General features: G+C 44.8%; 7 protein-coding genes. 3 read left to right on the top strand and 4 right to left on the bottom strand.

Annotated elements, in window-relative coordinates:
• Positions 1-11 precede the first annotated feature (11 nt).
• Both FZC78_RS01770 and ccpA read left to right on the top strand, forming a co-directional pair.
• Entirely contained in the window at positions 12-1,076 is a 1,065-nt protein-coding gene (locus FZC78_RS01770; protein ID WP_148937976.1) for a bifunctional 3-deoxy-7-phosphoheptulonate synthase/chorismate mutase, read from the top strand.
• A 980-nt stretch (positions 1,077-2,056) separates the two neighbouring features.
• Positions 2,057-3,055 carry a catabolite control protein A gene (gene ccpA, locus FZC78_RS01765; protein ID WP_148937975.1) on the top strand — a complete coding sequence of 333 codons (999 nt, stop codon included), beginning with the start codon at positions 2,057-2,059 and terminating at the stop codon, positions 3,053-3,055.
• Positions 3,056-3,547: 492 nt separating this feature from the next.
• Here ccpA and FZC78_RS01760 read toward each other — a convergent pair whose 3' ends face one another.
• The 3 genes from FZC78_RS01760 to FZC78_RS01750 are packed head-to-tail and all read right to left on the bottom strand — an operon-like array spanning position 3,548 to position 6,030.
• Positions 3,548-4,726, bottom strand: a complete 1,179-nt coding sequence (locus tag FZC78_RS01760) for an acetoin utilization protein AcuC (RefSeq protein ID WP_148937974.1) — start codon at positions 4,724-4,726, stop codon at positions 3,548-3,550.
• Entirely contained in the window at positions 4,723-5,370 is a 648-nt protein-coding gene (locus FZC78_RS01755) for an acetoin utilization AcuB family protein (protein WP_148937973.1), read from the bottom strand. The genes FZC78_RS01760 and FZC78_RS01755 overlap by 4 nt, the downstream gene beginning before the upstream one ends.
• A 27-nt stretch (positions 5,371-5,397) precedes the next feature.
• On the bottom strand, positions 5,398-6,030 hold the full coding sequence (locus FZC78_RS01750; protein WP_148937972.1) for a GNAT family N-acetyltransferase: 633 nt from the start codon (positions 6,028-6,030) through the stop codon (positions 5,398-5,400).
• Between the two features lie 234 nt (positions 6,031-6,264).
• On the opposite strand from FZC78_RS01750, the gene acsA reads away from it, so the two are divergent.
• Positions 6,265-7,983, top strand: a complete 1,719-nt coding sequence (gene acsA, locus FZC78_RS01745; RefSeq protein WP_148937971.1) for an acetate--CoA ligase — start codon at positions 6,265-6,267, stop codon at positions 7,981-7,983.
• 1,412 nt (positions 7,984-9,395) lie between these two features.
• Here the strand turns inward: acsA and FZC78_RS01740 are convergent.
• Positions 9,396-12,362 (bottom strand): transglycosylase domain-containing protein, encoded by a 2,967-nt coding sequence (locus FZC78_RS01740; protein ID WP_148937970.1) that lies wholly within the window; start codon positions 12,360-12,362, stop codon positions 9,396-9,398.
• Positions 12,363-12,482: the final 120 nt, after the last annotated feature.

The following is a 12,482-nucleotide window of genomic DNA, read 5'->3' as shown; positions in this document are numbered from 1 at the left end:
GATGTTGGGTTGTGAGTAATAAAGAACTCGATCAGCTAAGAAGCCAAGTCGATGATATAAACTTGAAGCTGTTGGAAAATATCAATGAACGCGCCCGCCTTGTCCAGGAAATTGGAAGGGTAAAAGAAAGACAGGGGATGAATCGTTTCGATCCTGTTCGTGAAAGAGATATGCTCAACTATATCATTGACCAAAATCAGGGACCTTTTGACAACACGACGATCGAACATATTTTTAAAGAGGTTTTCAAAGCCGGACTTGACCTGCTTCAGGACAACCATCGAAAAGAACTGTTGGTTTCCAGGAAGAAAAAGCCATCAGATACCATTGTCAATGTAAAAGGCGAGGAAATTGGTGATGGAAATCCTCACTTCATTTTCGGGCCTTGTGCGGTGGAATCGTATGAACAGGTTACAGAAGTTGCCAAGTCGATCAAAGGGAAGGGGCTAAACCTTATCCGCGGAGGAGCCTTTAAACCACGTACTTCTCCATATGATTTCCAAGGCTTAGGTATGGAAGGTTTGAAAATTTTGAGGAAGGCGGCTGACGAGTTCAACCTTGCAGTGGTCAGTGAAATTGTCAATCCGGCCGATATTGAGTCGGCATGTGACTATGTGGATATCATCCAAATCGGTGCCCGCAATATGCAAAACTTTGAATTGCTGAAAGCGGCTGGATCTGCAAGGAAGCCTGTCCTTTTGAAAAGGGGACTATCGGCAACTCTTGAGGAATTCATGAATGCTGCAGAATATATCATTTCCCAAGGAAACGGAGATATCATTCTTTGCGAACGAGGGATCCGGACGTATGAACGGGCTACAAGGAACACCCTTGATATCTCAGCAGTACCTATTTTGAAACAAGAAACGCATCTTCCTGTATTTGTCGATGTCACCCATTCAACCGGCCGGCGTGATTTATTGCTGCCTGCAGCAAAAGCTGCACTGGCAATCGGAGCTGACGGCGTGATGGCAGAAGTTCACCCAGATCCGGCTGTAGCATTATCCGATGCTGCACAGCAAATGGACCTGGAGCAGTTTGATCATTTCTATAGAGAGTTAACGGCGGGTAAATAGCTAGGCAAAGTGGTCATCTATATGATGGCCATTTTTTAGTTTCCTAGGAAATTATAAAAATTAATCTTTGTGGACAACTTTTATCCTCAGAGAATAAAAGGAAAGAGCGCCTTTTTTTCTCTAAGGAACATTTGCCTGTCGGGGCTGGAAAGATAGAAGGGTGCTAATTAAAGGCAGGGACCGGTGGTGCTTAACTATGTAGTTCAGTATTTTGGATAGTAAATAGAGGAAAGAGATTCCCTTATTTCTTACAAAACTCTTAGAAAAGCTAAAATAGGGGAATAAATTTCCCTTAATGAGCTTAATAGGCTAGAAAAATTCTACTTTTTATCATATAAGGGAAAATAGTTCCTCTATTTTCCCCGTAATAAGCTTGAAATTGCAGATAAGGGAAAAAAGTTCCCTTATTTACTGATGAGTACCCAATTAAGGGAATGACTGGACAATTTCTCTATAAAGCTGATTACATTATTCACCCAACCAAGCGGAGTGTGCCTCCTCAACAAAAAACAGCACTCTTTCATAAACTTTATGAAAAAGGCAGAATCGGCTCTTGGAAGTGAGCGATTCTGCCTTTAAACTAATTGTTGGACTTTTCCAGTGGCCTCAAGGAAAGCCCGCCTTTTTTCTCTTTGGAACATTTGCCTGTCTTTGGAGCTGACCGAGGCGCTTCCGCTTTTGTTCTTTCGATTTGTTGGACCCATTGGTCGTATTGGTGTAAGTGGGAAGCCATGGTTGTTATCCAGAATGTTTCATAGAATGCTTTTTAAATGGGCTGCATAGATAACGAAATATATTTTTAAAAAGCGTCTATTCGGGTAGGAATTAAGTGTGGATTGATTGCAGAGACGCCCGCACTCAAGTATGATATAGCTATATTAATAATGGGGACGAGTTGAAATTTTCACCGAATTTATTAAAGATGGTAAATTAGTGTAAGATAAGGGATAAGCTAAAACGAAATTGAAGGAGTGGAATCCATGAATGTAACGATATATGATGTAGCCAGGGAAGCAAATGTATCCATGGCGACGGTTTCCCGCGTAGTCAATGGGAATCCAAATGTAAAGCCCGCAACAAGAAAAAAAGTGGTAGAGGTAATCGACAGGCTCGGCTACAGGCCGAACGCTGTCGCAAGGGGACTGGCCAGCAAAAAAACCACGACTGTTGGTGTCATCATCCCGGATATTTCCAATATCTTCTTTGCTGAACTTGCAAGAGGAATTGAAGATATCGCGACGATGTACAAATACAACATCATTCTGAGCAATTCCGACCAAAATACAGAGAAAGAACTGCATCTGTTGAACACCATGCTCGGCAAACAGGTGGATGGAATTGTATTCATGGGCGGAAATATCACTGAAGAACATGTCAGGGAATTTGAACTTTCACCAGTGCCGATCGTATTGGCAGGAACAGTTGAGGATTCCGGGAAAATCCCTTCCGTCAACATTGATTATCAGGAGGCAGCCTATGACGCTGTCAAAGAATTGATTGCTAAAGGGCACAAGCGAGTGGCTTATGTCAGCGGTCCATTCCACGACAAAGTCAATAATGAGGCAAAGCTTCCTGGTTATAAGAAGGCATTGGAAGAATCAGGAATCGAGTTCAATGAAGAGCTTGTTGTAGAAGGTGACTACACATATGATTCCGGACTTGAAGCATGGCAGAAGCTTCGTGAGCTTACTGACAAACCTACAGCCGTATTTGTAGGGAATGACGAGATGGCACTTGGTGTCGTGCACGGAGCACAGGATGAAGGCGTCAACATTCCGGGAGAAGCAGAAGTCATCAGCTTCGATAACACAAGGCTGGCATTGATGGTCCGCCCGCAGCTGACGTCGATCGTCCAACCGTTATATGACATTGGTGCTGTGTCCATGCGCCTTCTGACAAAATATATGAATAAAGAAAAAGTCGATGAAAACATTGTGGTTCTTCCGCATAGGATTGAAGAGAGAGATTCTACTAAATAAAGTGCCGGAAAACGTGCCTTTCCTTTTGAGAAGGTGCGTTTTTTTGTTTGGTTTGTTAGTGGGCCTGGTTTGATGGGGATTGTGCTTGGCGGGGCAGATGGTAAGCGTAAGATTGAGAAAACGGTGTTGCAGAATGTGTGTTTATACGGTATGTAAATCTGAAAATCCAACGCTGATGACGGAAAAGAAATAAAATTAAAAACCTAAGATAATGATTTAGAAAAGGGTTTATATAGCATCGCTAAGACCGAGAATCGCTGCATCCAGAAGCCGGCCCAGGCGGCATCGAATCCCTAAAATCTGAAATCGCTACAGCCAGAAATCCCCCCAAGGAACATCCGAAAAAACGATTCTATCAGAAGCGCCAATGACGGCACCAATCCCCAAAAAAAGAACTCCATGCAGTCAGATAAGCAGCCGCCTGAATGCACGAAGTTCTAGAAAGTAAAGTAAATGGAGGGGCAGCGTCCAACAAGGGAGCGAATTACAAAATCACTGAGCAGAAGACTTATTAGATCCCTGCTGCCTCAGTTGATAAAGAGCTTTTTCAACTGTTTGAAAGTTCTTTTCTGTAATTTCGGGCTTCCTCGGAATCGCAGGGTAAATCCCCGTAGGGTCCTCCCAGCTAACTGGCAAGGGAACGGGTGCTTCTTCCTGCCAGCGCTTCGCCCACTGCTCCGGAAATTGCTTCATGCCTTCGTTTCGCTGCGCCATTTCCATCCACAGAAGGCTCCATGCCCGGGGGACGACACGCCAAATATCATATCCGCCGCCTCCCACAGCTATCCATCGGCCATCGCAATATTGATGGGCGAGTTCGTGGGCAATTTGAGGAATTTTCTGATAAATATTCATAGTAGAAGACAAGTGAGTCAATGGGTCATAATAATGGGCATCCGCTCCGTTCTGGGTCAGAATCACATCAGGCTTGAAAAATTTAATGACCTCTCTAAAGGAAGTTTCGTAAGCCTGAAGCCAGGATTCATCTTCCGTAAAAGCATCAAGCGGTATATTGAAAGAGTAGCCATACCCCTTTCCGTGTCCCCGCTCATTAATATTGCCGGTGCCGGGGAACAGATATCTGCCTGTTTCATGTATGGACAGGGTGCAGACATCCGGGTCATCATAAAAAGACCATTGTACACCGTCACCGTGGTGGGCATCTGTATCTACATATAAGACCCTTGCATTATATTTTTCCTGCATATATTTTATTGCCACTGAACTATCGTTATAAATACAGAATCCCGAAGCTTTTCCTTTGAATCCGTGGTGAAGCCCGCCGCCTAAGTGAGCGGCATGCTTCGACACGCCGCCAAGGACACAATCAACGGCTGTCAAAGTGCCTCCGACTAAGAGCGCACTGGCTTCATGCATTCCTTTGAAGATGGGCGTATCCTCTGTACCGATTCCATAGCTCTCTGCTTTTTCAGGAGAAAGAGAACCGTTGCCTGCAGATTTGACAGCGCTTACGAAAGAAGGGTCATGAACCAGATGAAGCTCTTCATCTGTGGCCATTCTCGGCTCTATAAGATCATCTTCATTCAGGGCCCCCGCTTCTTGGAGCAAATCGATGGTCAGTTTCAGCCTGAATTGATTAAACGGGTGATTTTCGGAAAAACGGTATTTTAATAGCTTATCAGAATAGACAAACAGAGCCTCCTTCGTCATGATGGCATACCGGGCATGTTCGGCCAGGGAACCTCATACCCTTCTTTCTTTAAATCATCAATGACCGCCATAGGATTGATTGTCCGCACTCTGAACACGAGAATCTTGTACTTTTCGTCGTGGCGGTCCGGGTAGACCAGGACACTGTGGATGTTGGCATTATGTTTGCGAATGATGCCAGCCACTTCATATAATACGCCGGACCGGTTTTCCACTTTCACTTCGATTTGTGAACCGGGCTGGTGGGCTCCCGTCAATTGAATCAGGGTATAAAGGAGGTCGGTCTCGGTAATGATGCCGGCCAGCTTATTTTCTTTCACGATCGGAAGGCAGCCGATTTGGTGTTCGTAAAAGAGGGCAGCAGCCTCTTCAACAAAATCGAGAGGATGTCCTGTGATGACATTTGTTTTCATGATCAGCTTCAGTGGGTTTTGCAATTCTTCTGCTGCTTTGTCTTTTTGAAAAATCGAGGGGGTGCCGTCTTTCACATCCCGGTCACTGACAATGCCGATTACCGCCATATTGTCATCGACGATCGGAATATGCCTGATTTTTTTTTCGCGCATGGTCTTGATGGCCTGCTCTATTGTATCATCTGCTCTTAGTGTCTCTACTGTTGTTATCATGATTTCTTCTACTATCATGGTTTTCCATCCCCTTTGAGAGAGTCGTTAATACATATAGCGGTTCATGAATCTCAATCTGTCAAAACTCTGGACAGACTCGCTTTCGATTCTTTTTCCGATTCTGGCCATGAGGCAGTTGGCCGGATGCGAACTGATTTCAGGATCATCCGTTGCGTAGTACTCCAATCCGCCTGCATTCATCATTTTCTCCATGATCTTCCGGTACTCCCAAACATTCAAGCCAGTGCCTTTCAGATCCCAGTGCCAGTAGTATTCAGTTGTGATGATAATGTAATCCTCCATTGCGTCATCCATCATCGAAACCCTTAGAAGGTTCTTCCCTACCGAAGCTCCCCTGAATTTCGGAATGACCTCAATAGCACCAAGTTCGATTAATTCTTCCATTTTTCCTTGCGACCAGCGTTCCAGAGGATCCGGATACAGGTATGTAACATAACCGACAATGATGTTGTCTTCCCTGGCTATAATGATTCTTCCCTCCGGCAGCCCTGCAATTTCAACAATTGCCTTGTGCTGTTTTTCCGGAGTGCGGAATGCTGTCAGGTCTTCATGAAACTCCAAATCTATCAATTCACTGACAGGAACAGGTCCTTCAATGATCAAGTTGCCTTTTGGAGTCTTCAGTTCCATTGCATTATAGGTTTTTTGGTGGTTCATTTTGTCACCGCCTCAAAATAATATACATAATTATTATTACATAAATCAGGCAGACTACATAGCAGGCAAAAGGCTCTGGAATAGTCTTTTTAATGAAACTTTCATATAAGAGGAGAACCTTACATACCAATAGTATAACAAAAATTAAAAATCTAACAATTTTTAAAATTGAGAAAAATAGATTTTTGTACTATAATAATATAGTAATTTCTTACATAAGGAGGAATCGCTACAATGAAGTTGGAAGCGCTGCCAGTAACTCAAGGAAACTACAATCTTTCTAGTTATGAAGAGACGTACAAGGGCTTTGATTGGAACGAAACGAAAAAGAATTTTTCCTGGCATGAAACAGGCCGTGTGAATATTGCATATGAAGCGATCGACCGGCATGCGGAGTCATTCAGGAAGAACAAAGTGGCTCTTTACTACAACGACGACACCAGAGATGAAAAGTATACCTACAGAGAAATGAAAAATCTGACCAATAAAGCAGGAAATGTCCTGAAGACGTATGGTGATGTGGAAAAAGGCGATAGAGTGTTCATCTTTATGCCAAGATCCCCGGAATTGTACTTTACCGTGCTCGGCGCGATTAAACTGGGAGCCATTGTCGGCCCGCTGTTTGAAGCGTTTATGGAGGGTGCTGTCAGGGACCGCCTTGAAGACAGTGAAGCGAAAGTCCTTGTGACGACCCCGGAATTGCTCGAGAGGGTTCCAGTGGATGAACTGCCTGCCTTAGAGCATGTAATCCTCGTTGGAGAAGGTGTTGAGGAGAAAGGGAAGTATACGGACTTCCTGACACGATTTGATGAAGCCAGCGATAAGCTGGATATCGAATGGGTGGAACTGACAGATGGAATGATCCTGCACTATACGTCCGGCTCTACTGGCAAGCCGAAGGGAGTCCTTCATGTCCATAATGCGATGCTTCAGCATTACCAGACGGCCAAGTGGGTCCTGGATCTGCAGGAAGACGATGTTTACTGGTGCACAGCTGACCCAGGCTGGGTGACAGGGACTTCCTATGGAATCTTTGGTCCATGGCTGACTGGAGCTTCCAACATTATTGCGGGCGGAAGGTTCAAGCCGGAAAAATGGTACAATACGATTCAAAAATATGGAGTCACTGTGTGGTACAGCGCTCCTACTGCTTTCAGAATGCTGATGGGTGCCGGAGATGAGGTTGTGAAACGCTTCGACTTAAGCAGCCTTAGGCATATCCTGAGCGTTGGGGAACCATTGAATCCTGAAGTAATCCGCTGGGGAATGAAGGTTTTTCATCTCCGCATCCATGATACGTGGTGGATGACGGAAACTGGCGGACAGGTCATCTGCAATTATCCTTGCATGGAAATCAAGCCAGGGTCGATGGGAAAACCGATCCCGGGCATCAAAGCAGCCATTGTGGATGATCAAGGGAACGAACTGCCGCCTTATCGTATGGGGAACCTCGCCATCAAACGCGGCTGGCCGTCCATGATGAATGCCATCTGGAAAAATGAGCAAAAGTATGATTCCTACTTCATGCCGGGAGACTGGTATGTATCCGGGGATTCTGCCTATATGGATGAAGACGGATACTTCTGGTTCCAAGGCCGGATTGATGATGTCATCATGACTTCAGGTGAAAGGGTGGGACCATTTGAGGTCGAAAGCAAACTGGTTGAACATCCTGCCGTTGCTGAAGCGGGAGTCATCGGTAAACCTGACCCGGTTCGTGGTGAAATCATTAAAGCTTTCGTGGCATTGCGTGAAGGATATGAAGTGACAGACGAACTGAAAGAAGATATCCGGCAGTTTGTAAAAAGAGGGCTGGCTGCTCATGCCGCTCCAAGAGAAATCGAGTTCAAAGATAAACTGCCGAAAACACGCAGCGGAAAAATCATGAGACGTGTACTGAAAGCATGGGAATTGGATCTGCCGACAGGAGATCTTTCCACGATGGAAGAGTAGATTAAAAAGGAACCCGCTCAGAGTTGATCTGGGCGGGTTTTTTTATTTTTTTACAAGGCTAGGCAGTCTGCATATAGAGCTGATTTGTATTGCAAAGAAGAAGGGTAACTGGTTACTTGGGTAAAAGATTTGAAGCAGAGATATGGTACCAGAAGGTAAAATTGGATGTATGAGTGAAGGGTTTTGTGTGCAGATATTTATCCAGCAGAGGAAGGTGGGTACATGAGTTGGGTCAAAGAGACAAAGACATGTATCCAGAGGTGGCGTGTGGGTACATGAGTTGGGTTAAAAAGACAAAGACATGTATCCAGAGGTGGCGTGTGGGTACATGAGTTGGGTTAAAAAGACAAAGACATGTATCCAGAGGTGGCGTGTGGGTACATGAGTTGGGTTAAAAAGACAAAGACGTGTATCCAGAGGTGGCGTGTGGGTACATGAGTTGGGTTAAAAAGACAAAGACGTGTATCCAGAGATCGAGAGTGGGTACATGAGTTGGGTTAAAAAGACAAAGACATGTATCCAGAGATSGAGWGTGGGTACATGAGTTGGGTTAAAAAGGCAAAGACATGTATCCAGAGATCGAGAGTGGGTACATGAGWTGGGCTAAAAAGACAAAGACATGTATCTAGAGATTGAGAGTGGGTACATGAGTAGGCTCAAAAAGGCAAAGACATGTATCCAGAGGTGGCGTGTGGGTACATGAGTTGGGTTAAAAAGACAAAGACATGTATCCAGAGGTGGCGTGTGGGTACATGAGTTGGGTTAAAAAGGCAAAGACATGTATCCAGAGGTGGCGTGTGGGTACATGAGTTGGGTTAAAAAGGCAAAGACATGTATCCAGAGATCGAGAGTGGGTACATGAGATGGGCTAAAAAGACAAAGACATGTATCCAGAGGTGGCGTGTGGGTACATGAGTTGGGTTAAAAAGACAAAGACGTGTATCCAGAGGTGGCGTGTGGGTACATGAGTTGGGGTAAAAAGACAAAGACATGTATCCAGAGATCGAGAGTGGGTACATGAGTTGGGCTAAAAAGACAAAGACATGTATCCAGAGGTGGCGTGTGGGTACATGAGTAGGCTCAAAAAGGCAAAGACATGTATCCAGAGATCGAGAGTGGATACATGAGATGGGCTAAAAAGACAAAGACATGTATCCAGAGGTGGCGTGTGGGTACATGAGTAGGCTTGAAAAGACAAAGACATGTATCTAGAGATTGAGAGTGGGTACATGAGTAAAGGGTTTTGAGAGAGGAGATGTGTACCCAGACTTGGGAGCATTGCAGCGAAACCCTAACGGTGTTACAAAGGCATTTAACAGGTGAATGCTCGAATCCTTTTTCGTCCCGGTAAAACGCTATAACAGAAAAAAGCCGGATCCGCAGTAATGGCGGATCCGGCTTTTTGTTATTCTTTATCCTTGGGTGCTGCTTTCGTTTCCTCCTGAGTCAGAGCCTGAGCTATCACCGGAATCAGATCCGGAATCACTGCCCCCGCCCTCATTGCCAGAGTCAGACCCGCCGCCTTCATCTCCTGAATTACCTCCGCCAGTATTGCCAGGTTCTGGTTTAGGTTCTTCAGGTTTTTCAGGTTTTGGCTTTTCCTCTTTAGGAGGTTTAGGTTCTTCTTTTTCTTGACCGATTCTTACGGTGTTTGATTTTCCTGATTGCTTTCCGGCAACATCTACTGCTACAACGTAATACTCTCCGTTGCCCACAGATGTAACCAGGTCGGAATCAGATTTAACACTTGCTACTTTTTGTCCGCTGACGGTGAAGACTCTATACCCGACAACATCACTGCTTGCTGAAGCCGTCCAGGTAATCTTGTTTCCGGAAGCAGTGGCGTTAACTGTTCCCGGTGCAGCTCCGTCATCTTCGATCTTGTTTTCTGCTACGAGAATGTTCTTGTATTTTTCATCGTCCGCTGGAATCAATTGACGCGGATCCGCGTTAATGCCATTCAGGATGCTTTCCACAAAGTCAGGATTCAAGATAACCCCTGGTTGTGAAAACTCTTCCGGAGTTGAATCAAGCGCGAGATACTTCTTGCCGTTAGCCATAACGTAACGGCTTTTCAGAAGGCTGTCATCTGTCTTGCTCGGTGCATACTGAGCATTGAACAAGTCGCTTCTGACAAGTCCGGCCTGACTGCATGCTTCGGATGGCGCAAGCCCGGAGATCCCGCAGAAGGATCTGGTTACGATTCCTTCAGGTTCTTGGAAAGCTCCTTCAGGATCAATCAAATCCGGTGCAAGATCATGCGCATCATTCAGCAGGTAAGACCATAAACGGATATTTCTCAAACCGTAGTGTCCGTATGTTTCCATGGCTCTGTACATCGATTGCGGATCATCATATCCAAGCCATGTTCCGAACGTGATATTTGGATTGGACCCTATGAACCAGTGATCCTTGTAGTCCTGTGTCGTTCCTGATTTTCCTGCCCAGTCGGATGAGAAGTTAAGGAAGGTCTTGGCATACCGTCCCGTTCCGGCGTAGTGATCAAAGGTATCACGCATCATATCGATGGTCATGTAAGCTGTCTCAGGACTGAATACATCCACAGATTCACCTTCATGTTGAAAGATCGTGTTACCGTCTTTGTCTACGATTTTATCAATCATGTAGGCATCAACGAATTTTCCGCCATTAGCAAACGTCGTATAGGCATTTGTATTTTCTTCAAGGGTAACTCCGCGTTCCATACCCCCAAGAGAAAGAGAGTAGTTTTCTTTTTCTCTGTTGGTCAGAGTAGAGAAGCCCATTTTTTCAAGGAATTGTATCGGCTGTTTATTGAAGATTCTTGTATACAAGCGTGCAGCAGGTATATTCAACGATTCTGCCAATGCATATCTTGCCGGGATTAAACCATTGTAATCAAATGAATAGTTCTGCGGATTCCAAGGAACTCCGTTTCCACCCATGATCGTCATATCAACGTCCGGAAGGGGGGATCCCGCTCCGATTTCTCCGAATTCCAGCGCCGGTGCATATACAAGCAGCGGCTTCATGGTTGAACCGTTCTGACGGATGGTATAGGTAGCATGGTTAGACTGCTCTAGATCAAAGTCCCTTCCGCCGACAAAACTGATGATTTTTCCTGTTTTGTTTTCAATCATGATGGCACCGACCTGTACAGGATTAGGTACTTCTACTTCTTCTCCTGTTTCAGGATCAATTTTCGTCCTGGTAAGTTCTTGTCCATACATTTCATAGGCATCTTTTGTTTTTTGCATGCTGTCATAGATTTCTTTGTTGATTGTAGAATGAATTTGGTAGCCGCGCTGCCTCATTTCACGGTCAGCAAGGGTGGTGTATTTTTCAAATAATTCATCGTTGTTATCCAGGTCGTCCTTTGAATAGCCTTCTTGTTCAGCCAGGATGACTGAAATGATGTCCTTTGCACGGCTTTCAAGTTCTACAGTCAGCCATGGATAATTATCATTCACAGAAGGTAAAGGGCCAATGAAGTCTTTGGCAATATCGTGATTGACGGCTGTATCATATTCTTCTTCAGTAATATAGCCTTCTTCAAACATCCGGTACAGCACCGTCTGCATCCTTGCAATTCCAGGCTCCAGGTTTTCTTTGACCTCTCCTCCATTTGTGAAAGGAGTATAGGAGAATGGAGCTTGCGGAAGGCCTGCAATGAACGCTGCCTGAGGAAGAGAAAGATCTTTAGGCTCGACCCCGAATATGCCTTTTGCTGCCGATTTAACTCCTGCAATATTTCTGCCGGAAGAGTTCCGGCCCAGTGTTGCGACATTTAAATAGGCCTCAAGGATTTCTTCTTTTTCAAAAAAGCGCTCCAGTCTCATCGCCAAGAGGATTTCTTTTGCTTTTCGGTCAAAAGACACCTCATTCGTAAGGATCTGGTTCTTGATTAGCTGCTGTGTCAGGGTGCTTCCGCCAGTTTGAGAGGCAGAATTCGTGAACTCCTGTACAATAGCCCGAAGGATTGCTTTCGGAACTACTCCATTATGCTCTTTAAAGTATTCATCCTCTGTTGCAATCAGAGCATTCACCAGGTGATCTGAAACTTCATCTATGCTGACTTCTTCCCGTTCCAAGTCGGTTCTCATTTTCCCTAGGTATACATCATTGGAAAAATAGAGCTGGGACGTTTCTTCGTAGTTGTAGATATCCTTCTTCATATTGTCGTATGGCCTGATGGGCTCTTCTTTTACCAGAGAGGCAAAATATCCAGCACCGACACCGCCTGCGAATGCTGTACCAAGAACAGCGAAAATAATAAAAATCAATAATAAATTCCAAAGTACACCGTATGTAATTCTGGCGCGTTTTAAAAATCTATTGTTAGTAAAAAACTTGATGACAGGTTGAGATCGCTGCAGTAAAGATTGAAATTTTTCCTTCATATATTCACTCCTCCTAAAATCAACTATATTATAGCATATTTCGACCGTGTGAAGACCTTAATTAGGAATTTATAGGGAGGCTGGCCGCGAACCATGAAAAATCAATGGAGCAGTAAACGT

The sequence above is a fragment of the Rossellomorea vietnamensis genome (assembly GCF_008180415.1).
GTDB lineage: Bacteria > Bacillota > Bacilli > Bacillales > Bacillaceae_B > Rossellomorea > Rossellomorea vietnamensis_C.
This window is presented reverse-complemented; position numbering and strand designations above follow the sequence as displayed.